This window comes from Pasteurellaceae bacterium RH1A (genome assembly GCA_012221805.1).
Classification (GTDB): Bacteria; Pseudomonadota; Gammaproteobacteria; order Enterobacterales; family Pasteurellaceae; genus RH1A.
This window is the reverse complement of the sequence record CP015195.1, coordinates 1,617,781-1,640,680: the sequence shown is the minus strand read 5'-3', so window position 1 is coordinate 1,640,680 and position 22,900 is coordinate 1,617,781. Positions and strand designations below refer to the sequence as shown.

At 47.2% G+C, this 22,900-nt stretch carries 24 protein-coding genes; 19 read left to right on the top strand and 5 right to left on the bottom strand.

Annotated elements, in window-relative coordinates; genetic code table 11:
• Positions 1-945, top strand: a complete 945-nt coding sequence (locus A4G20_07705) for a 1-phosphofructokinase (GenBank protein ID QIW16223.1) — start codon at positions 1-3, stop codon at positions 943-945.
• Between the two features lie 250 nt (positions 946-1,195).
• The gene (locus A4G20_07700; GenBank protein QIW16222.1) at positions 1,196-2,854 is read left to right on the top strand and encodes a PTS fructose transporter subunit EIIBC; all 1,659 of its coding nucleotides are present in this window, start codon (positions 1,196-1,198) and stop codon (positions 2,852-2,854) included.
• Positions 2,855-2,933: 79 nt separating this feature from the next.
• Here the strand turns inward: A4G20_07700 and A4G20_07695 are convergent, their stop codons facing one another.
• Complete coding sequence (locus A4G20_07695; GenBank protein QIW16221.1) at positions 2,934-3,902, bottom strand: malonate transporter; 969 nt, start codon at positions 3,900-3,902, stop codon at positions 2,934-2,936.
• A 137-nt stretch (positions 3,903-4,039) separates the two neighbouring features.
• On the opposite strand from A4G20_07695, the gene mukB reads away from it, so the two are divergent.
• From mukB to A4G20_07620, 15 genes are all read left to right on the top strand, one after another.
• A complete protein-coding gene (gene mukB, locus A4G20_07690; protein QIW16220.1) occupies positions 4,040-8,497 on the top strand; it encodes a cell division protein MukB in 4,458 nt (1,485 codons plus the stop codon).
• A 111-nt stretch (positions 8,498-8,608) separates the two neighbouring features.
• Positions 8,609-9,316 (top strand): hydroxyacylglutathione hydrolase, encoded by a 708-nt coding sequence (locus A4G20_07685; GenBank protein ID QIW16219.1) that lies wholly within the window; start codon positions 8,609-8,611, stop codon positions 9,314-9,316.
• Positions 9,317-9,492: 176 nt separating this feature from the next.
• Positions 9,493-9,939, top strand: coding sequence for a Fe-S cluster assembly transcriptional regulator IscR (locus tag A4G20_07680; protein QIW16218.1), 447 nt, complete (start codon positions 9,493-9,495; stop codon positions 9,937-9,939).
• Positions 9,940-9,954: 15 nt separating this feature from the next.
• A complete protein-coding gene (locus A4G20_07675; protein ID QIW16217.1) occupies positions 9,955-11,169 on the top strand; it encodes a cysteine desulfurase IscS in 1,215 nt (404 codons plus the stop codon).
• 221 nt (positions 11,170-11,390) lie between these two features.
• Positions 11,391-11,774: a Fe-S cluster assembly scaffold IscU gene (locus A4G20_07670; protein QIW16216.1), complete on the top strand. Its 384-nt coding sequence runs from the start codon at positions 11,391-11,393 to the stop codon at positions 11,772-11,774.
• Between the two features lie 94 nt (positions 11,775-11,868).
• Complete coding sequence (locus A4G20_07665; protein QIW16215.1) at positions 11,869-12,192, top strand: iron-sulfur cluster assembly protein IscA; 324 nt, start codon at positions 11,869-11,871, stop codon at positions 12,190-12,192.
• 8 nt (positions 12,193-12,200) lie between these two features.
• Complete coding sequence (locus A4G20_07660) at positions 12,201-12,722, top strand: Fe-S protein assembly co-chaperone HscB (GenBank protein ID QIW16214.1); 522 nt, start codon at positions 12,201-12,203, stop codon at positions 12,720-12,722.
• A 1-nt stretch (position 12,723) separates the two neighbouring features.
• Positions 12,724-12,972 (top strand): hypothetical protein, encoded by a 249-nt coding sequence (locus tag A4G20_07655; GenBank protein ID QIW16213.1) that lies wholly within the window; start codon positions 12,724-12,726, stop codon positions 12,970-12,972.
• A gap of 202 nt (positions 12,973-13,174) precedes the next feature.
• Entirely contained in the window at positions 13,175-13,792 is a 618-nt protein-coding gene (locus A4G20_07650) for a hypothetical protein (protein ID QIW16212.1), read from the top strand.
• Positions 13,793-13,846: 54 nt separating this feature from the next.
• A complete protein-coding gene (locus A4G20_07645) occupies positions 13,847-14,527 on the top strand; it encodes a hypothetical protein (protein QIW16211.1) in 681 nt (226 codons plus the stop codon).
• A gap of 163 nt (positions 14,528-14,690) precedes the next feature.
• On the top strand, positions 14,691-14,966 hold the full coding sequence (locus A4G20_07640) for a hypothetical protein (protein ID QIW16210.1): 276 nt from the start codon (positions 14,691-14,693) through the stop codon (positions 14,964-14,966).
• Positions 14,963-15,244, top strand: coding sequence for a hypothetical protein (locus A4G20_07635; protein ID QIW16209.1), 282 nt, complete (start codon positions 14,963-14,965; stop codon positions 15,242-15,244). Before A4G20_07640 ends, A4G20_07635 begins: the two co-directional genes overlap by 4 nt.
• 14 nt (positions 15,245-15,258) lie before the next feature.
• Positions 15,259-17,115, top strand: coding sequence for a Fe-S protein assembly chaperone HscA (locus A4G20_07630; protein ID QIW16208.1), 1,857 nt, complete (start codon positions 15,259-15,261; stop codon positions 17,113-17,115).
• Between the two features lie 233 nt (positions 17,116-17,348).
• On the top strand, positions 17,349-17,687 hold the full coding sequence (locus A4G20_07625) for a ferredoxin, 2Fe-2S type, ISC system (protein ID QIW16207.1): 339 nt from the start codon (positions 17,349-17,351) through the stop codon (positions 17,685-17,687).
• A 1-nt stretch (position 17,688) separates the two neighbouring features.
• On the top strand, positions 17,689-17,883 hold the full coding sequence (locus A4G20_07620; protein ID QIW16206.1) for a Fe-S assembly protein IscX: 195 nt from the start codon (positions 17,689-17,691) through the stop codon (positions 17,881-17,883).
• Between the two features lie 122 nt (positions 17,884-18,005).
• Here the strand turns inward: A4G20_07620 and A4G20_07615 are convergent, their stop codons facing one another.
• The 4 genes from A4G20_07615 to A4G20_07600 form a co-directional block, all read right to left on the bottom strand.
• On the bottom strand, positions 18,006-18,617 hold the full coding sequence (locus A4G20_07615; GenBank protein QIW16205.1) for a transposase: 612 nt from the start codon (positions 18,615-18,617) through the stop codon (positions 18,006-18,008).
• A 437-nt stretch (positions 18,618-19,054) separates the two neighbouring features.
• Complete coding sequence (locus tag A4G20_07610) at positions 19,055-20,281, bottom strand: ATP-dependent RNA helicase RhlB (GenBank protein ID QIW16204.1); 1,227 nt, start codon at positions 20,279-20,281, stop codon at positions 19,055-19,057.
• 104 nt (positions 20,282-20,385) lie between these two features.
• Complete coding sequence (locus tag A4G20_07605; protein ID QIW16203.1) at positions 20,386-20,670, bottom strand: hypothetical protein; 285 nt, start codon at positions 20,668-20,670, stop codon at positions 20,386-20,388.
• Positions 20,657-20,947, bottom strand: coding sequence for a hypothetical protein (locus tag A4G20_07600; protein QIW16202.1), 291 nt, complete (start codon positions 20,945-20,947; stop codon positions 20,657-20,659). The genes A4G20_07605 and A4G20_07600 overlap by 14 nt, the downstream gene beginning before the upstream one ends.
• Before the next feature lie 205 nt (positions 20,948-21,152).
• Between A4G20_07600 and A4G20_07595 the strand changes: the two genes are divergently transcribed.
• Positions 21,153-22,166, top strand: a complete 1,014-nt coding sequence (locus A4G20_07595) for an ornithine carbamoyltransferase (protein QIW16201.1) — start codon at positions 21,153-21,155, stop codon at positions 22,164-22,166.
• A 29-nt stretch (positions 22,167-22,195) separates the two neighbouring features.
• On the top strand, positions 22,196-22,867 hold the full coding sequence (locus A4G20_07590) for a DNA mismatch repair endonuclease MutH (GenBank protein QIW16880.1): 672 nt from the start codon (positions 22,196-22,198) through the stop codon (positions 22,865-22,867).
• Positions 22,868-22,900 lie beyond the last annotated feature (33 nt).

Below are 22,900 nucleotides of genomic sequence, written 5' to 3'. Positions count from 1 at the left end.
ATGGCACAAACATTACGCATTGCCACCGTGACCCTCAACCCAGCCTTTGACCTGGTCGGCCGTCTCAGCCGAATTGAGGTGGGTGAGGTCAATACGGTGGAAACCCTAGGCCTCTATCCGGCCGGAAAGGGGATTAACGTGGCCAAGGTCTTGGCCGATTTAGGCACCAAACTCAGCGTGACCGGCTTCCTAGGCCAGGACAACCAGGGCGATTTCGTCCAGTCCTTCCAGGCCAATGGCTTTGACGACCGCTTCCAAAGAGTGGCCGGCAAGACCCGGATTAACGTCAAGATCACCGAAACCGAAGCTGATGTGACCGATCTCAACTTTATGGGCTTTGAAGTCAGTGCCCAAGACTGGGCGGATTTCACTGCTCAATCCCAAGGCTGGGCGGAAGATTTCGACTTAGTCGCAGTTTGTGGTTCCCTGCCTCGTGGTGTCAGCCCAGAAGCCTTTGCCGATTGGCTCAAATCCCTCCGTTCGCAAGGCCTCAAGGTGGTCTTAGACAGCAGCAATGCCGCCCTTACCTATGGCCTTAAAGCCAACCCTTGGCTGGTTAAACCTAACCGCCGTGAGCTAGAAGTCTGGGCTGGCCGTTCGCTAGACAGCCTTGAAGCCGTGATTGAAGCTGCTCAAGCACTCCGCCAAGAGGGGATCGACAATGTGATCATCTCTATGGGTGAGAAGGGTTCTATCTGGATCAATGATGAAGGCGTCCTCCAGGCCCAGCCACCACGTTGTGAAAATGTGGTTTCTACCGTAGGGGCAGGCGATTCCATGGTCGCAGGCCTTATCTACGGCTTCGCCCAAGGCTGGGACAAGGCCCAAACCCTTAAATTTGCAAGTGCTACTTCTGCTATGGCAGTGGGGCAGAGTAATGTGGGGGTGAGTGATAGAGTAGGGCTTGAAGCGATTTTTGAGAAGGTCGAAATTACAGCTCTGTAAATCATCCCCTCCCCTGCTTGCGGGGGAGGGCTAGGGTGGGGGGAGCTAGCTAAACCTAGCACGAGCCGTGCTAGGTTATTTAGTTGAGCCACTCTGTGGCTCCAAGCCGTGGAACGGCTTAGTTTGAGAAACCCCATACGGCTCGTATGGGGTGGTCAAAAATTGAAGATTAGGCCCCCACCCCAACCCTTCCCCGCAAGCGGGGGAGGGAGTATAGAACCAAATTTTAAAACTAACATAAGGACAACCAATGAATATCTCCTTTATTTACCCATCAACCCTCGGCAAGGCACGCCAGTTCCTCGTGAACCAAGTGCTAGAAACCGCTGCCAAGGCCCAAGGCCATACTGTAGCCCGCCCAGAAGTGGCGGACTTTGTGGTCTTATTCAATCAAAATGTACCGGCCCAGGCGGCAGGCAAGCAAGGTGCTGTCTTGGATCTAGACCAGGCCTTTAATGCGCCAGAAGCCAGCCTGCAACAAGCGGTAAAAAATTCGCAAGTTTTTGCAGCAGCAACCCAAGCAGCTGTTTCTGGCTCATCTGTAAAAAATATCGTAGCAGTAACCGCTTGCCCAACAGGCGTGGCCCATACCTTTATGTCGGCCGAAGCCATTGAGAACTATGCCAAGGCCCAGGGCTGGAATGTCAAAGTGGAAACCCGTGGCCAGGTTGGGGCAGGTAATCCGATTTCGGCTGAAGAAGTGGCAGCGGCCGATTTGGTCTTTGTGGCGGCCGATATTGATGTGCCTTTAGACAAGTTCAAGGGCAAGCCTATGTACCGCACCTCAACTGGTCTAGCTCTTAAGAAAACTGCCCAGGAATTCGACAAGGCCTTTAAGGAAGCCAAGATTTATAATGGCGAAGCCAGTGCAGCCAAGGCCGACAGTGCTGAATCTGCGGACGAGAAGAAGGGCGTTTATAAGCACCTGATGACCGGGGTATCCCATATGTTGCCTTTGGTGGTAGCCGGTGGTTTGCTGATTGCCATTTCCTTTATGTTCGGCATCAAGGCCTTTGAAGATCCAAACATCGCAGGCGGTCTGCCAAAAGCCCTCATGGACATCGGTGGTGGGGCAGCCTTCCATCTCATGATTGCGGTCTTTGCTGGTTATGTGGCCTTCTCCATTGCAGACCGTCCAGGTTTGGCGGTTGGTCTAACCGGCGGTATGTTGGCAACCAGTGCCGGGGCAGGTATCCTAGGCGGGATTATTGCAGGTTTCCTAGCTGGTTATGTGGTCAAGTTCCTCAACGATGCCATTAAACTGCCAGCCAGCTTTACCTCACTTAAGCCAATCCTCATTCTGCCTCTTTTAGGCACGGCTATTGTTGGTTTGGCTATGGTCTACCTTATCAACCCACCGGTTGCAGCCATTATGCAGGTTCTTTCCAGCTGGTTGCAGTCCATCAGCGGCACTAACGCTGTCTTACTGGGTGTCATCTTAGGTGGTATGATGTGTGTGGACATGGGCGGCCCGGTCAACAAGGCAGCCTATACCTTCTCTGTCGGTATGATTGCCTCTGATGCCACCCTACCAATGGCAGCAGCCATGGCCGGCGGTATGGTGCCACCAATCGGAATGGCCATTGCCACCTGGATTGCCCGCAACAAGTTCACGGTCAACCAACGCAACGGCGGCAACACAGCCTTTATCCTAGGCCTTTGCTTTATTTCTGAAGGGGCCTTACCATTCGTGGCGGCCGACCCTGTGCGGGTGATTGTCTCCAGCATTATCGGTGGCGCAACTGCCGGTGCCATTTCAGCTGGTTTAGGTATTACACTTAATGCCCCACACGGCGGCTTGTTCGTGATTCCGTTTGTTTCACAACCGCTTATGTACCTAGGTGCCATTGCAGTCGGTTCCTTGATTACCGGTGTGATTTATGCGGCTATTAAGCCTAAAGCAGCCTAAGTTGTTTGAATAAAGGAAAAGCCAATTTCATAAGGAGATTGGCTTTTTTCTTTGCAAAAAAATGCAGATTTTAAACCGCTTACATCCAACCCATAGAGCGTAAAATCACAATCCCCAGGCTGGAGGTAAACATGGCTCCTAGGGTGGTAACGCCAATCAAATTGGCTGCCGCCGTGGCATCTCCGCCAAAGCTCCGCACCATAGGATAACTAACTGCCGCCACTGGGGTGGAGGCCATTAAAAAGAGAATGCCCAGGGCAATGGTGTTGAGATCAAAGACGAACTTGCCCAAGATAACCATGAGCAAGGGCACAATCAAAAGCCGCCCTAGGCTGGCCCAGATAACCACAGAGGAGCTGGCATTGTCCTTGTCCAGTTTTTTCAGCATCTTGAAGTTTAAACTGGCCCCGGTGCAAATCAGGGCTAAGGGCAGAGCAACTTTGCCCAAATAATCACCTGTTTTCAGCAAAGGCGTTGGCAATTCAAGGCCGAGCTTTGAAACCAAAATCCCCAAGGAAATCGAAATAATCAGCGGGTTTTTGGCCAAGGATTTCAAGACATTGGCCCAGCTCATTTTTTTATCACTAAGAGATCGGCTAAGGGTCAGCACGCCCAGCACGTTGAAAAAGAGGGTAATGCAGGCGGTATAAACCGAAGCCGGTGCCGTGGCTGCTGTGCCGTAGGCGTTGATACATAGGGCCAGGCCCAAAATCCCCGTATTCCCCCGAAAAACCCCTTGCACAAAAATCCCCCGATACGCCCGTTGCTCAATATAACGGGCGGCCAGCCATTCGCTAATTACAAAGACCAAAATTGACCCCAAGATCCCTGCCAGTACCAAGGGAATTTGGCTGCCATAGTCAGCTGGATTATTTACGATACTCAAGAAGAGATAGGCTGGCAGAGCGATATTAAAAACCAGTTTGGAACCCGTTTCGCAGAAGCTGTCGTCCAGCATTTTTTTACGCCTAAGATAAATGCCCAAGAGAAGCATAAGAATGGTGGGAAGGGTAACATTGGCACTAAAGAGCAGGGAGTCTAAAAACATAGGGAAGCCTAATTTAAGGGGTAGGGTGGCTTGATTTTGGCAAAAACGGCCAATTTAGTAAATCCTTTTCTAGCATTTTTTCCCTTCCTCCTTATAATAGACAGGTTAACAATCGCAGACCCTTACGAGAACTGATAATGGAAAACGAAATTTTGCAAACTATTCCCCAACCCGCCCCGCTTGCCCGCCCTGACATTGTGCGGGGGAAATTCCGCTCCTTAACCCTGATTAACTGGAACGGCTTTTTTGCTCGTACCTTTGATTTAGACCAGCTGGTCACCACCCTTTCAGGCGGTAATGGGGCAGGGAAGTCCACCACCATGGCAGGTTTTGTCACCTCCCTCATTCCTGATTTAACCTTGCTTAACTTCCGTAATACCACCGAGGCAGGTTCAACCTCTAGCTCTCGGGACAAGGGCTTGTACGGTAAGTTAAAAGCCGGGATCTGTTATGCAGTGCTGGAAAGCGAAAACTCCCGTGGCCAGCGGATTATTGCCGGGGTTCGCCTGCAACAGATTGCAGGGCGGGATAAAAAGGTCGATATTCGCCCCTTCTCTTTGCAAAATATTGAAGCCAATCAAAGCATTATCAGCATTCTTACCGAACAGGTGGGCGAGCGTAACGCCCGTGTGCTGGCCTTGAGCGATCTCAAGGATCAGTTTGACGGCACAGAAGTGATCTTCAAGCAATACCATTCCATTACCGACTACCACAGCTTCTTGTTCGATTTGGGTGTGATCCCAAAACGCCTGCGTTCAGCCTCCGACCGTAGCAAGTTCTACAAACTGATTGAAGCCTCCCTTTACGGGGGGATTTCAGGGGCGATTACCCGCTCCCTGCGTGAATACCTCCTGCCAGAAAATACGGGCGTTCGCCAGGCCTTTCAAGATATGGAGTCGGCACTGCGTGAGAACCGTATGACCCTGGAGGCCATTAAGCTGACCCAGTCTGATCGGGATATGTTCAAAAAACTCATCACCGAATCAACCAATTATGTGTCCGCCGACTATATGCGGCACGCCAATGAACGTCGCGGCAATGTGCAGGCGGCTCTTGAGCAACGCCGAGCTTGGTATCAAGCAAAATCCCATCTGGAATTAGAACAGCAACGCTTAATCGAATTTAGCCGTGAAGCCCATGAATTGGGCGAGGCGGAAAGCGGTTTAGAAGCAGAGCTCAACAGTGCCAACGACCATCTCAATTTGGTCACAAATGCCCTACGCCATCAGGAAAAAATCGAACGCTACCAAGATGAAGTGGACGAACTGGCGGAAAAAATCGAAGAGCAGAATGTTGCCCTAGAAGAAATCCATGAGCAGGCGGAGTCTGCCCAAGAACGAGCCGACCAAGCCGAAGAAGTGGTAGAGGATTTACGTTCCCAGTTGGCCGATTACCAACAGGCACTGGATGCACAACAAACTCGAGCTTTGCAATATCAACAGGCGGTTAATGCTTTAGAGAAAGCCAAGCAGCTTTGCGGTTTGCCGAATTTAGATTTACACAATATTGAGGACTACCACAGCGAATTTGCCGCCCAAGCCGAAGAACTGACCGACCAAGTGTTTGAGTTGGAACAGCGTTTGTCGGTGTCTGAAATGGCCAAGACCCAGTTCGACAAGGCTTATGAGTTGGTTTGCAAAATTATCGGCGATACCGACCGCTTGCAGGCCTGGGACGAGGCAAAAGAGCTGATGGCCAACTATCCTCGCCAAAAGGCTCAAGCCCAACAAGCGGTAGCCCTTCGCCATAAACTCAACGAATTAGAACAGCGACTTGCCCAACAACAAAATGCCGAGCGTTTACTACGGGAATTTAACCAAAAAGCACAAACCGAACTGGCCACCGCAGAAGATTTAGAGGCCTATTTTGAAGAGCAACAGGCACGGTTAGAGGATTTAGAGGGCGAATTGGGCGAGTTTGTCGAAAGCCGCTCTGCCCAACGCCAGCAGCGGGAACAGCTCAACCAAGATTACCAGCGTTTGGCTCAAACCGCTCCAGCTTGGCATACCGCCCAATCTGCCTTGGTTCGCCTGCAAGAACAATGTGGTGAGAATTTCGAGGCAAGCCAGTCGGTGATGAGCTTTATGCAAAACACCCTCAACCGTGAGCGGGAAGCCACCCTCAAGCGGGACGAATTGGATCGCCACGAGCAGGCACTTGAAGGGCAAATTTCCCGCCTCAGTCAGCCAGACGGTTCGGAAGATCCACGCCTCAACCAGCTTGCCGAACGTTTTGGCGGCGTGCTCTTATCGGAACTTTATGAAGATGTGTCGATTGAAGATGCACCTTATTTCTCCGCCCTTTACGGCGAAGCCCGCCATGCCATTGTGGTGCGGGATCTGAATGCGGTTAAGGCCCAATTAGAACAGCTAGACGACTGTCCAGACGATCTTTACTTGATCGAAGGTGACCCGAACGCCTTTGATGACGCCGTTTTTGAGGCTGATGAATTGGGTGAAGGCGTGGTGGTACAGATTTCCAACCGCCAGTGGCGTTATTCCAAGTTCCCACAAGTGCCTCTCTTTGGCCGTGCCGCCCGTGAAAAGCGTTTGGAAGAGCTGAAAGCCGAACTAGAAGAAACCAGCCAAAAACACGCCGAAGCTGCCTTTGAAGTGCAAAAATGCCAGCGTTTACATCAGCACTTGAGCCAGTTTATCGGCACGCACTTAAGCCTGGCCTTCCAGCCAAATCCTGAAGAGGCTATGCAAGAAATTCAGGCTCAACGAGCGGAAATTGAGCGAGAACTCAACCAGGCCAGCCAGACCGAGCAACACCTGCGGAGCCAGTTAGACAAGGCAAAAGCCCTGATTCAAATGCTCAACAAGGTTCTGCCACAGCTCAATCTTCTAAGCGATGAAACCCTGAGCGAGCGAGTGGAATACGCCCGTGCCGATTTAGAGGAAGCCCAAGAGGACGAGATCTTTATCCGCCAATTTGGTTTCTATCTAGCCCAACTTGAGCCGATTGCAGTTGCCCTGCAAAGCGATCCTGCCCAGTTTGAACAGCTGGAAGCCGACTACAAGCGGGTCAAAAATGAGCAAAAACTTGCAAATCAGAAGGTCTTTAGCCTGGCTGATGTAATTGGCCGCCGCCTGCATTTCTCCTACCAAGAAACCGTAGGGGCAGAGGGCTCAAGCCTGACCGACCAGCTCCGCCAACGCCTAGAAGCCGCCCAACGTGAGCGGGAACAGGCGCGTAACCAGCTACGCACTGCCCAAGCCCAGCTTTCCCAATACGAAAGCGTTTTAACCGGCCTCAAGGCTTCTTTCGACAGCAAACAGCAAACCCTGCAAGAGTTCCTGCGTGAAATTGATGAGTTGGGTGTGCGAGGCGATGTCGAAGTGGAAGTGATTGCCCGAGCCAAACGGGACGACCTACAACAACGCCTGAGCCAGCAACGTTCTCGCCGCAATTACATTGAAAAACAATTAGCGGTGATTGAGGCCGAAATGGACAACCTGACCAAGGCCCAACGCAAGGCAGAGCGGGACTACCACACCCAGCGTGAGTTGGTGGTACAGGCAAAAGTCAGCTGGTGTATGGTGCTTAAACTTTCTCGCAATAGCGATGTGGAAAAACGCCTCAACCGCCGTGAACTGGCCTACCAAACTGCCGAAGAGCTGCGTTCTATTTCCGATAAGGCTTTAGGGGCATTACGTACAGCGGTAGCCGACAACGAATACCTGCGTGACAGCCTGAGAGCTTCCGAAGACAGCCGCAAGCCTGAAAACAAGGTGGCCTTCTTTATTGCGGTTTATCAGCACCTGCGTGAGCGGATTCGCCAAGATATTATCAAAACGGACGACCCAATTGATGCCATCGAACAGATGGAAATTGAGCTTTCCCGCCTCACCAGCGAGCTGACCAGCCGTGAGAAAAAACTGGCGATTAGCAGCGAAAGTGTCGCCAATATCTTACGCAAAACCATTCAGCGGGAGCAAAACCGCATTCTGCAACTCAACCAAGGCTTGCAGAATATCAGCTTCGGCCAGGTCAAGGGCGTGCGTTTGGTGGTCAATATTCGTGACACCCACGCTATCTTGTTGAACGCACTTTCTAGCGAACGGGAGCAGCACAAGGATCTGTTTGAGAGCGAAAAACTGGGCTTCTCAGAAGCCTTGGCCATGCTCTACAAACGCGTTAATCCGCATATCGAGCTGGGCCAACGTACGCCACAAACCATTGGCGAAGAGTTGCTGGACTACCGCAATTACTTAGAGCTGGAAGTCGAAACCTACCGTGGGGCAGACGGCTGGATGCGGGCAGAAAGTAGTGCTCTTTCCACCGGTGAAGCCATCGGTACAGGTATGTCCATTCTCTTAATGGTGGTGCAGAGCTGGGAAGAAGAATCCCGCCGCCTGCGTGCCAAGGATATTTTGCCTTGCCGCCTGCTCTTCCTTGATGAAGCGGCTCGACTTGACGCAAATTCTATTAACACCTTGTTTGAACTTTGCGAGCGGTTGGATATGCAGCTACTTATTGCCGCCCCAGAAAACATCAGCCCAGAACGGGGCACAACCTATAAATTGGTGCGGAAGATCGCCAATAATCAGGAATATGTGCATGTGGTGGGGCTGAAGGGCTTTGGGAAGTAGGCTTTTGGATAGCGCCAGCGTCCTCGCTGGTGCTGATAACCCATTGATATATAAGGCACCAGCCTGGAGGCTGGCGCCATCTTCAAGTTTGGAAAGTAGGTAAGGAAGGATATGCTAAAAATCACCCCCATCCCCGCCCTAAGTGACAACTATATTTGGTTGCTTGAGAAAGACCAAGAAGCCCTGGTTATTGACCCAGGCCAGGCCCAGCCTGTGCGGGATTTTCTTGCAAAAAAGGGTTTGAAATTAACCGCTTGTTTGCTAACCCACAATCACGATGATCACACCGCGGGCGTGCAAACCCTCTTGGAAGAGTATCCCCATCTGCCCGTTTTCGGCCCTGCAGAAACGGCGGCCTTTGCCAATCAGATAGTTGAGCCTCAAGAGTGCTTTGAACGATGGGGGCTGACCTTTGAAGTCTTGGCCAGCGGTGGCCATACGGCAGGGCATATCAGCTACTTGTTGGATAAGACCTACCTTTTCTGCGGCGATGCCCTTTTTTCAGGCGGTTGCGGCAGGGTCTTTACTGGGGATTATAAGGCGCAATTTGAGGCCTTAGAGCGCTTTAAGCAGCTGCCTGACTGGGTACAGGTTTTTCCTGCCCATGAATATACCCAAAGCAATTTGAAATTCGCCCAAGCTGTCCTGCCGCCTAGCTGTACCCTGGCAGAATATCAGGAGCAGGTAGATATTTGGCGGGCCCAAGGCCGCCCTAGCCTGCCAACCACTATTGGCCTGGAAAAGCAGATTAATCCGTTTCTACGGGCAGAAAATTTGGCGGATTTTATTCGGTTACGGCAGCAAAAGGATAATTTTTAGGCTTTAAAAAGGGCAGCAAAAAATAGAAAAATCCCCGCCTTTAGCCTATAATAACCCTATTTAATTTATAAAACCTTTCAATTTAATAAGTTGGTTATACTTGACTAAATTAGTTGGGTATATCAAAATTCATCTCGTTTTAGTTTTGAGCTAAATCATTTTTATGAGGCTTCTCAATGAAATTAACGTCAAGAGGCCGTTACGCAGTAACTGCCATTTTAGATATTGCCTTGCATGGTAAGTCTGAGCCAGTCAGCCTTGCGGATATTTCCGATCGCCAAGCCATTTCGCTGTCTTATTTAGAACAACTCTTCGCCCAATTGCGGCGGGAGGGAATTGTCAGCAGCGTGCGTGGGCCGGGCGGTGGCTACCAGCTGGGCAAGACGCCTGAAGAAATCAGTGTGGGAATGATTATTGAGGCGGTCAATGAAAGCATTGATGTGACCAAATGCAAGGGCAGTGGGAATTGTAGCAAAGACGCACAATGCTTAACCCATACCCTGTGGGAGCGTTTGGAAATGCAAATTGAGCAGTTTTTGCACACAATTTCGCTGGCAGACTTGGTTCAAGAACATAAAGATCACGATTGTGTCAAATCCCATTGCCACGATCATCAGCATTAACCCTTAGGAGTAACAATGAAATTACCAATTTATTTGGACTACGCCGCAACCACCCCGATGGATGAGCGTGTCGCACAAAAAATGATGCAATATATGACCAAAGACGGCATCTTCGGCAACCCAGCTTCTCGTTCCCACAAATTCGGCTGGGAAGCGGAAGAAGCGGTAGATGTGGCCCGTAACCACATTGCAGATTTAATCGGTGCGGATGCCCGTGAAATCGTTTTTACTTCTGGGGCAACCGAGTCTGACAACCTTGCCATTAAAGGTGCAGCTCACTTCTACCAAACCAAGGGCAAGCACATCATTACCTGCAAAACCGAACACAAGGCCGTGCTTGACACCTGCCGCCAATTAGAGCGTGAAGGCTTTGAAGTAACCTACTTAGAACCAGAAGATACCGGTTTGCTAGATCTTGAAAAATTCAAGGCTGCTATTCGCCCAGACACCATTTTAGTGTCTATTATGCACGTCAATAACGAAATCGGTGTGATTCAAGACATTGCGGCTATCGGTAAAATCTGCCGTGAGAAAAAAATCATTTTCCACGTCGATGCCACCCAATCCGTCGGTAAAGTGCCAGTAAACGTGGCTGAACTTAACGTGGACTTAATGTCTTTCTCTAGTCACAAACTTTACGGGCCGAAAGGGATCGGCGGTTTATACGTTTGCCGCCGTCCGCGTGTGCGTTTAGAAGCCATTATTCACGGCGGTGGCCACGAGCGTGGTATGCGTTCTGGTACTCTACCTGTTCACCAAATCGTGGGTATGGGCGAAGCCTATCGCATTGCTAAAGAAGAAATGGCAGACGAAATGGTGCGTTTAACCGCCCTACGTGACCGCTTGCTTGCAGGCTTTGCCGATATGGAAGAGGTTTACATCAACGGTTCAATGGAACACCGTGTGGGCAGCAACCTCAACATCAGTTTCAACTTTGTTGAGGGTGAGTCCATGATGATGTCCCTTAAAGACATCGCCGTTTCTTCAGGTTCAGCCTGTACTTCCGCCAGCCTTGAGCCGTCTTACGTTTTACGTGCCCTAGGCCGTGATGATGAATTGGCACATAGCTCCATTCGCTTCACTGTTGGCCGTTGGACAACCGAAGAAGAGATCGACTATACCATCGACATCGTGAAAAAAGCGGTGGTTAAACTGCGTGAACTTTCTCCACTTTGGGATATGTTCAAAGAAGGTATCGACCTTAGCACCATTGAGTGGGCAGAGCACTAATCTAAACTAAAAAAATCCCCTCCCCCGTTTACGGGGGAGGGCTAGGGAGGGGGATTGCCGATAGGCAACAAGCGATATAAAGACAAGTAGATTTGCAAAATCTTGTTATTTTTGAGCCGCTTGTATCTTGAGCTTCGCTCAATCCCCCACCCCAACCCTCCCCCGCAAGCGGGGGAGGGGGATAAACTTAAACCAAATTTTCCAACCAGAAGGAACACAAAATGGCATACAGCGATAAAGTAATTGATCACTACGAAAACCCACGTAACGTAGGCACCTTAGATAAGAAAGATGCCGCAGTAGGAACCGGCATGGTCGGCGCACCAGCTTGTGGTGACGTCATGCAACTGCAAATCAAGGTAAACGGCAGTGGCATTATTGAAGACGCCAAATTCAAAACCTACGGCTGTGGTTCAGCCATTGCTTCAAGCTCTTTAATCACTGAATGGGTTAAGGGCAAATCTTTAGATGAAGCAGCGGCCATTAAAAACAGCGACATCGCCGAAGAGCTTGAGCTACCACCTGTAAAAGTGCACTGCTCACTCTTGGCAGAAGATGCCATCAAGGCAGCGATTGCTGACTATAAAGCCAAACAAGGTGCTTAAAAATTAGGGCGAAGATGATTCGCCCTTTGGCATTTCTCAACGGTGGGTAAAGTCTTTTACCCATTTACATTTTAGCGACAAATAAGGACAAAAAATGGGCATTACCTTAACAGAAGCTGCCGCTTCTCGCGTCAAAACCTTTTTAGATAACCGTGGCAAGGGCATTGGATTACGTCTTGGGGTTAAAACCTCGGGTTGTTCGGGGCTTGCCTATGTGCTGGAATTTGTCGATGTGCTAAATGAAGAAGACCAAGTATTTGAGCAACATGGCGTAAAAATCATTGTTGATCCTAAAAGCCTGACCTACCTTGAAGGCACTGAACTCGATTTCGTCAAAGAAGGCCTTAATGAGGGCTTTAAATACAGCAACCCTAATGTGAAAGAATCCTGCGGTTGTGGCGAAAGTTTCCACGTTTAAGGGGCGGTATGAGCAATCCATTTGAATTATTTGACCTGCCTGTCGCCTTTGAAATCGATCAAGCGGTGCTTTCCGAGCGTTATCTTGCATTACAGAAATCGCTTCACCCAGATAACTTTGCCTCGCATTCGGCCCAAGATCAGCGAATTGCCATGCAAAAATCCACTGAAGTTAATGATGCTCAAAAGATCCTCAAAGACCCCATTTTGCGTGCAGAAACCATCATCGCTCTTAACACCGGCCTAACCCACGATCCCGAACAAAAAAGCAACCGTGATGTGGCTTTTTTAATGCAGCAACTGGAATGGCGAGAGGCCTTGAACGGCATTGAAAATAGCCAAGATGAAGCCGCTCTTGAGGATTTTACCCAGCAAATCAAGGCCGAGCAGAAGCAGATGATTGCAGAACTTACTCTTTCTCTCAATAACCAAGATTGGCAAGAAGCGGACGGCTTATGCGACAAACTCCGCTTTGTGAAAAAGCTGATGGTGGAGATTGAGCGGGTGGAAGATAAGATTTTTGAGGGTTAATATGCAAAGCATGTCTAGAGTTAGAATAGAAGGTCTCGATTATTTGAGAGGAATTTGTGCCTTCTTAATTATGATATATCATTATTTACTATTTAATAGTAATGATGTATCTGTATTTGGAGCAGATTTATTTATTACTAAAGTGGCAATTTATGGAGTGTCAATATTTTATATATTAAGTGGATTTACTTTATATTATGTGTATCAAAAATATAATTTTTCGAAATTAAAAGATATTAAGTTTTTTTAAAAAGAGAATTTTCAGGATATTGCCATTATTTTCAATATTGACGTTGTTTGTATTTATTGTAACTTATAGTGCTGAGTCCAGTTATTTAAGCTTGCTCTTGAATATATCAGGTTTGTTTTCTGTTTTTGCGTATGATAACTATATATTGACGGGTGGTTGGTCTATAGGGAATGAATTATTTTTTTATCTTTTCTTTCCTATCATGATGCTAAGTTTAAGCAAAAATAATAAATTGTTTTTTTTATTAATGGGAGTTTGTTTTCTTATATATTGTTACTTTGCTTTTGTTTTAATTCCTAATGCTAATAATGGTTGGTGGCGTGTCTATATAAATCCACTTAATCAGTTGTTTTTATTTGCCAGTGGAGTAATGTTAGGTTGTATTGTTAAGAACAGAACAGAACAGAACAGAACAGAACAGAACAGAACAGAACAGAATAGAATAGCTAATATTTTAATCTATATTTTTTTGATTTCAGTTTTTATCTTCCACCCTGTAAGCGGAAGTATTACGGAATTAGTAACAGGCATGACAAGACTAGTATATACAGCAATGTCTATATTATTTGTTTATGTTTTTCTTAGATACGATTTATTTTTACCAGATTTTTTAAAGAAAGGGCTAAAACTATTGGGGGAAATTAGCTATGGAGTATATCTTATTCATCCAGTGGTTTTTAATTTTGTAAAGAAAATAGCTGGATTGTTGTCTATACCTTATCCAGTTTATTTTGGAATTGCAATGCTTTTAACACTGTTAGTAAGTTATGTTTCTTATTTTTATTTTGAGAAATATTTTATTAAAGTAGGAAACAGATAAAATTTCTATATGTTGAGATAAAATCTGTATTGTCAATTATAGAAAGAGGATTAAATGCAAACAATCGAACAACTAACCCAAGCGGATCAATCTGCTTGGGCGGTGCTAAAAACCTGGTTTAAGCAAACCCGTAATCATTTTGAAATCTTATCAGCCGATAAAAAGGTGGCTGGCAAGGATCTCTTTAGCCTGCAAATCAGCGTCCGTTCACCCATGGGGGCGGTGATTTATGAAACAGGTGGCATCTTAATCAACCACGGTTGGTTACGGATTTTAGGCTCAGGCAGCCCCAAACTCAACCGTGGCTTGCTGGAGTGGAACTTCGGCAAAACCTTCCAAGAGTCAGGCGAACAGCCCTCTTATTTATTGGTAGCCGATGATGTCTTAGGTGGCTATTTCGGCCTTAATGCAGGTGGCTTAGGCCCAAATGTCGGCAAGATCTACTACTATTCGCCACAAAAGGAAGAATGGCAGGATCTCAATTTAAGCTATTCTGAATTTCTAGGCTGGGCCTTAAATGCTGACTTAATGGCCTTTTACCAAGGCTTTTATTGGCAAAATTGGCAGGCAGATGTCCAAAACCTAGACGGCAACCAAGTCTATCGCTTTGAGCCGGAATTAAGCCATGCGGCTAAAATGGATGATCGGTCAAAACAAGCGGTTGCCATCGAACGCCACTTTGAAGCCACCTTTAATGTTAAAGACAAGTACGGCGTGGCTTATTCGGTGAGTTAATATGTCTCAAGAGCGTGATAAACTGAAGCAGCTTCGCGATGATATAGAACAAGGCGAATTAAGCGGTTTTCGCCGATGGGATAATATTGAGCAAATGATGGAACAGATTTGTTTTCCTCTACAAGCGGAGCAAAAATCTGAAAATTTTGTAAATAAGGAGTGAATGATGTTGGCACAAATAGAATTAAATTCACAGCGTTCTCACCAATTCCATAAAATCATGGAAGAAACAGGACTGACCCAGCAAGATCTCTGGGAAACAATCTTTGATACTTATGTTGCTTTACAGGAAAAAAAATACGAACAATGGTTGGAGCAAAAAGTAGCCAAAGGATTGGAAGATAGTCGAGCGGGTAGAGTACATTCCTCAGAAACCGTCATGAGTAGGGCGAGAGCTGTTATTGAACGTGTTGAACAAGGTAAGGCTTCCTCTCAATGAAGATTGTTTGGACAGATGAAGCCTTAGCGGATATTGAATGGATTGTCGAGCAAGTAGCTGAATATGCAAGTCCCGAAAGTGCTTATCGCTATCTTGAAGAGTTTGAGAAGATTGTTGAGCTGGCAAGCCATTTCCCTAAAATGGGGAAATTAGGTCAAGTGAAAGGAACAAGGGAATTGTATCCAATCAAGGGGAAATACCGTATTGTTTATCACCAGCCTTCAGAGAATATTTTAGAAGTAATTACTGTGGTCATGGCAAGAAAGCTATACCCATAAAAAAGAGAAATAATATGGCACTATTACAAATCGCAGAACCTGGCCAAACCGCCGCACCTCACCAACATCGTTTAGCGGTGGGGATTGATTTGGGGACGACAAACTCCCTTGTGGCAGCAGTTCGCAGTGGGCAGGCGACTATTTTAGAGGACGAGCAAGACCGCAGCCTTGTGCCATCGGTGGTGCATTATGGGCAGGCGGAAAAAATCGTGGGTGTGGAGGCCTTTGAGCAGGCAAGCCGAGATCCGCAAAATACCGTCATTTCAGTTAAGCGTTTAATTGGCAGAAGCCTGGCTGATGTGCAGGCTCGCTACGATCTTCCTTATCAGTTTACCGCCTCTGAAAACGGCCTACCCTTGATTGAAACCCAGCAAGGCAAGAAAAGCCCTGTGGAAGTGTCGGCGGATATTTTAAGCCGTCTAAATCAAATTGCAGAGCAGCGTTTGGCCGGCGAATTATCTGGCGTGGTGATTACCGTCCCCGCCTATTTTGACGATGCCCAACGCCAAAGCACCAAGGATGCCGCTCGTCTGGCCGGGCTTAATGTCTTGCGTTTACTAAATGAGCCAACTGCCGCTGCCGTGGCTTATGGCTTAGACAGCGGACAAGAAGGCGTGATTGCGGTTTACGACTTGGGTGGTGGCACCTTTGATATTTCGATTTTGCGTTTGTCTAAAGGTGTGTTTGAAGTGCTCGCCACCGGTGGTGATACCGCTTTAGGTGGCGATGATTTTGACCATTTGCTTGGCAACTGGATTGTGGAACAATCAGGCAAACAGCCTCAAAATGCCAACCAGCAGCGTGAATTGCTAACCTTTGCCCGCAACCTAAAAGAAGCCCTTAGCCAAGCGGAAAATACTAACGTGGACTGGCAGGGCTGGCAGGGACAAATTAGCCGTTTGCAATTTAATGAGCTAATTCAACCGCTTGTCAAACGTTCACTGATCACCTGTCGCCGAGCCTTAAAGGACGCAGGTGTGGAAAGCGAAGAGGTGCGAGAAGTGGTGATGGTGGGAGGTTCAACCCGTGTGCCTTTTGTACGAGAGCAGGTAGGCAGCTTTTTCGGCCAAAACCCTTTAACTTCCATTGATCCTGACAAGGTGGTTGCCCTTGGTGCAGCCATTCAGGCGGATATCTTGGTTGGCAATAAGCCAGACAGCGAAATGCTTCTCTTGGATGTTGTACCACTTTCACTGGGGATTGAAACCATGGGCGGCTTGGTGGAGAAAATCATCCCTCGTAACACCACCATTCCTGTGGCCCGTGCCCAAGAATTTACCACCTTTAAGGACGGCCAAACGGCCATGACTGTTCACGTTGTACAAGGCGAACGTGAGTTGGTGGACGACTGCCGATCGCTGGGGCGTTTTACCTTGCGTGGCATTCCGCCTATGGTGGCTGGGGCTGCCCATATCCGTGTTACCTATCAGGTGGATGCAGATGGCCTACTTAGTGTTACCGCCATGGAAAAATCCACCAAGGTCCAGGCCTCTATTCAGATTAAGCCGTCTTATGGACTAACTGATGAAGAAGTAACCGCTATGATCCGCTCTTCTTTTGATAACGCCCAATCTGATGTGGCTGCTCGCCAGTTAGCAGAACAACGGGTAGAGGCCGGTCGAGTAATTGATAGCGTGATTTCTGCCCTACAAGCTGATGGTGCTGAACTCTTAACTGAAGCTGAATTTCGCCAGATTGAGCAGGCCTTGCAAAACCTGATGGAGTTGAAGCAGCAAGATGATCGCACGGCTATTATGCAAGGCATTAAAGATTTGGATAATGCTACCCAAGAATTTGCCGCCCGCCGCATGAATGCGACTATTCATAAGGCCTTGGCTGGTAAGTCGGTCAGTGAAGTCGAACAAGCCTAAAGATTTAACTATCAATTTAACAGCCTAAATAGGCTTGGTAGATTGATTGTTTTATGAAAAAATGATCTTATCAAACTTTCTTATTCACTTATGGGATATGTAGGGTGGGCATCCTTGCCCACCATTAAAAGCGTATTTAAAATGGTGGGCAAGGATGCCCACCCTACTAATAAGCTAAACCATAAGAAGGATAGGGAGTAAAAAACAATATTTTTATTACGAAGGAAGCAAAAATGCCAAAAGTTGTTGTATTACCACATGAAGAACTTTGCCCTGAGGGCTATGTGATCGAGGCCAAGACAGGCGATAATCTGGTTGATATCCTGCACGATCACGACATTGAAATTGAGCACTCCTGCCACAAATCTTGTGCCTGTACCACCTGCCACGTTGTTATTCGTGAGGGTTACGATTCCCTGAACGAAACTACCGAGCAAGAAGAAGATATGCTAGACAAGGCTTGGGGCTTAGAGATTGACAGCCGCTTGAGCTGCCAGTGCATTATCGGCTCAGAAGACATTGTAGTCGAAATTCCAAAATACAGCCTCAACCACGCCAAAGAGGATCACTAAAATGAAATGGACAGATGTACAAGAAATCGCCTGGGCACTCTATGATCGTGACCCAGATTTAGACCCAAAAACGGTACGTTTCACCGATATGCACAAATGGATCTGTGAAATGGAGGAGTTTGACGATAACCCAGAAGGCTCAAATGAATCTATTTTAGAAGCAATTTTGCTGAAATGGCTTGAAGAATATGAGTAAAAATAACCCGCTTGTTGCTGCAAGCGGGTTGTTTTTGGGCATATAGGACAAAATAGTTGGTCTTTTTGCACTTTATGCCTCTATAGGACAAAAAAGTTGGTAAAGATTATTTTAACAGATCCTTACCAACTCTTTTTGTTCAAAAAGTCCTGTATAAACAAGATCTTATGCTTTCTTGTTAAACCGCTGTGCGGACGTAATTTGTCTTTTAGTTCCTTAAATAAACCTTCAATCCTATTTGTTGTCTTTTCAATATTTAATTCAGGATATTTCTCATAAGTAAAAATATATTCATAATAACGCTTAATACTCGCAGCAGCACTTCTTACACTTCGATGTTTATAAGGGTATTTCCCTTTTTCATTTGGTTTATCTGACCGTTCACTTAAAAACTCCTGGTGTTTTCTCTTCCATTCATATATTTTTAAATAAAATTCATTTTTAGAGCTGGTTTTAAGCGTCTTAATAATACTTTTTAATTCTCTTCCTGCATGTGATTGATGTTTCTTTCTCAATGCCCTCATTACGATTGCTACAAGATGAAACTGACACATCTGTGTTGGTGTATTGAACAAATCTTTTAAGAGGCCTCTACGCCCATCACAGGTAACTGATTGAATAATATAATTTCTTTCCCTTAAACGGTTCATGGCCTTCTTGTAATAGATATCTTTTTCTGTTTTGACTATTTGGTGATAAACCACCTTTTTTGTAGAGCTATCAATAAACACCATTACACCAAAATCTCGGTGAAAGAATGTTGTATCAATAATTAAGTTCAAGTATGTATTTTGAGGTTTATTTAAGGAGGATTTAGGGTGCTTCTCTAAATATCTTCGAATAGTTCGAGAAGAGCAAGAATATTTTTCTGCTAACTGTACTTGTGTTTGTTTTCCAGATGAATAATCAAGCCAAATTTTTTCAGGATCTAATTTATTCTTAAAGGTAAATGTTTTATTACAGCTAAGACATTTGTAACGCTGTACATTATTTTGTTTGCCATACTTCTGGATCGGGGAATGTTGGCAGAAAGGACAGTTTTTTGTGCATATTTCAAAAAGAGGGCTTAAAGCCTTGTACTATAAGGCTTTAAGCCACTTTTTACCAACTATTTTGTCCTATATGCCTAAAAATAGCGAGTTTAACTCGCTATTTTTGTTTGTGGATTGGACTATCTTCTGCGGCGCTCTCGGCTCGGCTTGCTGCTGGATTTCAGGCGATAAGGCCTTGGCAAATCCAGTAAGGCCTCGCTGTTATATTGGCTAACTGGAATGGAGTGGCCAATATATTCCTCAATGGCTGGCAGGTTCATGGCATAGCGTTCGCAGGCAAAGCTGATAGAGTGACCACTTTCGCCGGCCCGGCCTGTCCGGCCAATACGGTGAACATAGTCCTCACGGTCATCTGGCAGATCGTAATTGAAAACGTGGGTGACTTGTGGAATATGCAGGCCACGGGCGGCTACATCGGTGGCGACCAGAATATCTAAATCGCCCTTGGTAAAGCTATCCAGCAGGGCTAGGCGTTTTTTCTGAGGAATGTCGCCGGTTAAGAGGCCGACACGGTGGCCATCGGCGGCCAAAAAGCCCCAAACGTCTTCACATTTCTGTTTGGTGTTGGCAAAGACAATACAACGTTCAGGCCATTCTTCTTCCAGAAGAGTTAAGAGCAGGGCCATCTTGTCCTTGTTAGAGGGGTAAAAGAGCTCTTCCTTAATCCGCTCGCCGGTGCGTTGCTCTGGTTCAATTTCAATATATTGGGCATCGTTCATATCTTCAAAGGCCAGCTCCCGCACACGGTGAGAAAGGGTGGCAGAGAAGAGCATGGTCAGGCGTTCGCTTGGTTTAGGGCATTTACGCATGAGGTAGCGGATGTCCTTGATAAAGCCCAGATCGAACATCCGATCGGCCTCATCCAGTACCACCACCTGCACCTTATTCAGATCAATAATAGCCTGCTTAACATAATCAATCACCCGGCCAGTCGTGCCGACCAAAATATCCACGCCCTGTTCAATGGCCTTGAGTTGCTTGTCGTAACCATCGCCGCCATAGGCCAAGGCAATCTTGAGGCCAGAATGTTTGACTAAGAGTTCCGCATCAGAGGCGATTTGTACCGCCAGTTCACGGGTTGGAGCCAGAATGAGGGCACGAGGCTGGTTGGATTTGGTGTCTAAATCTTGCTTGAGCAGGTGGTGGAAGGTGGCCACCAAAAAGGCCATGGTCTTGCCTGTCCCTGTTTGAGCCTGGCCTGCAATATCTTGGCCTGCCAGCGTGTAGGGCAGGGAAGAGGCCTGAATAGGGGTACAGAACTCAAAGCCCTTGCTATCAAGAGCGGCCAGGACATTTTCGTGGATGGGGAAATCAATAAAACGTTGTTCAGTGAGGTGTTTTGACATAGGGTTGCCTCTGTTTGCAAAAAATGGGCCAAACTGGCTCGCTTGCAGGACTAAAAATTAGGGGCAAGATACCACAAGACCTGGCTTGTCACAAGGTTTAGGGCCTATTCTCTGGCAAATTGGCGTTCTTCCAACATGGCTTGGCGTAAAATGTTATTCATCCGGGTTTGGTAGCCCTTGCCCTTGCTTTTTAACCAGGCCAGTACGTCAGCATCAATTTTGGCAGTCACCTGCTTTTTGATGGGGCGGTAGAATTGGGCTAGTTGCTCGGGCGTATTGGCTGGAATGTCTGAATAGTCAATATCATCATCAGACATGGCATCAATAGCCTGAAGCTCTTTAGGGTTAGGCGGTGGTAAGGTTTCTAAAGTGTAACTAACGATTGTCATATTCTTTCTTCTCTTTGGCATTGGCTTTACGGGCGGAAATAATCCGAATCACTTCGGTTCCTTGCTGGAAACGATATGTGTGAGCAACTAACAATATACGATGGCCTGCAACATTTCCAATGGCTTGCCAACGTTCTTCTCCGTGTTCAAAACGGTCTTGTTTAAGCAATATATTAGGATCTTTAAAGACATGAGTTGCTGTTTCAAAGCTAATCTGATGTTTTTTCAGATTGCTTAGCGCCTTATTTTTATCCCATTCAAATCTATATGAATACATATAAAATAATAATTACCTTTTAACTATTTTTCAATCAATAAAAGGATTTTAATGCGAAAAAGAGTAAGAACAAGCAGGAAAAGCGATTTTCTCGATCAGGATCGCAAAAGCAAAAATTCCTGCTTGACAGAGGCAAACAAGGCTTAAAAAAAACGAAAAACTAGCCTATAATCTCGCCATAATAACAAACCAAGAGGATCTCCCTATGCCAACACCCAATTTAAAACATCGCCACTTCCTTCGCCTAATGGATTTTACCCCTGCTGAAATCCAGTCTCTCTTAGATCTATCAGCCAAGTTAAAGGCAGATAAGAAAAACAAGACCGAACAGAAAACCATGCAGGGCAAGAATATCGCCCTGATTTTTGAGAAAACTTCCACCCGCACCCGCTGTGCCTTTGAGGTGGCGGCCTTTGATCAGGGGGCTAATGTGACCTATATCGGCCCAAGTGGATCGCAAATTGGCCATAAGGAATCCATGAAGGACACGGCCCGTGTGCTGGGTAGAATGTACGATGGCATTCAATATCGGGGCTTTGGCCAGGAGTTAGTGCAAACCCTGGCCGATCATGCTGGTGTGCCGGTTTGGAATGGCTTAACCGATGAATTCCACCCAACTCAAATTTTGGCTGATTTCCTGACCATGATGGAACATTGCGACAAGCCCCTCAACCAAATGAAACTGGCCTATTTGGGCGATGCCCGCAACAATATGGGCAATTCCTTTGTGGAAGGAGCAGCCCTGATGGGCTTGGACTTACGCCTAGTTGCGCCAAAACAGTTCTTCCCAGAAGAGGCCCTGCTGGATGAGGTTAAGGAACTTGCCCAGGAAACCGGTGCTAAAATTACCTGCACCGAAGATGTGGCTGAGGGAGTTAAGGATGTGGACTTTGTCTATACCGATGTGTGGGTCTCCATGGGCGAACCTGAATCAGCCTGGGATGAGCGGATTAAACTGATGAGGCCTTATCAGGTTAATGCTGATTTGATGAAGCTCACAGGCAACCCTCATGTGAAATTCCTCCACTGCCTCCCAGCCTTCCACGATGATGAAACGGTGGTGGGCAAGGAAATTGCCCAAAAATACGGGATGCAAGGGCTGGAAGTGACCGATGAGGTCTTTGAATCAGCAGCCTCCATCGTTTTTGATGAAGCCGAAAACCGCATGCACACCATCAAGGCCGTGATGGTGGCAACCTTAGGAGATGAGTTTAATTAAGTTAGGTTTAGAAATTATTCGCTTGTATGATGCCCTTAGCCAACCATTCCTTATCTGAAAGCCAGCTCTTGGCCCAAGCCCAGTTGCTGGCAGGTTTTAGCCTAGGTGAAATTGCCGGCCAGCTCAATATTCCTGTGCCGCCTGATCTGCGCCGAGACAAGGGCTGGGTCGGTATGCTGATTGAAACGGCCCTAGGTGCTAAGGCAGGTTCCAAGGCCGAGCAGGATTTTGCCCATTTGGGCATTGAGCTTAAAACCATTCCAGTCAATGGCCAAGGCCTGCCGCTTGAAACCACCTTTGTCAGCCTGGCCCCGCTCACCCATAATCACGGACTCGTTTGGGAGCAGTCCCACGTTCGGCATAAATTACAAAGGGTTTTGTGGATACCCGTGCAGGGGGAGCGAGCTATCCCGCTAGGCCAACGCCTGATCGGCCAGCCTATTTTATGGTCGCCCAGTGAAGAAGAGGAGCTTTTGTTAAAGGCCGATTGGGAGGAACTGATGGATCTCATCGTGCTGGGCAAACTTCACCAAATTAATGCCAGATTGGGAGAAGTCCTCCAGCTTCGCCCCAAGGGCAGGAATAGCCAGGCTAGAGCAGCAGCCATCAACGACAGGGGAGAGCAGGTTCAGTCCCTGCCCCTGGGTTTTTACTTACGCAAGCAATTTACCGCCAGAATTTTACAGGGTTTTGTGGCTTAATGGTCAGCTTTGCTAATCCCTCCAAATTTGGCT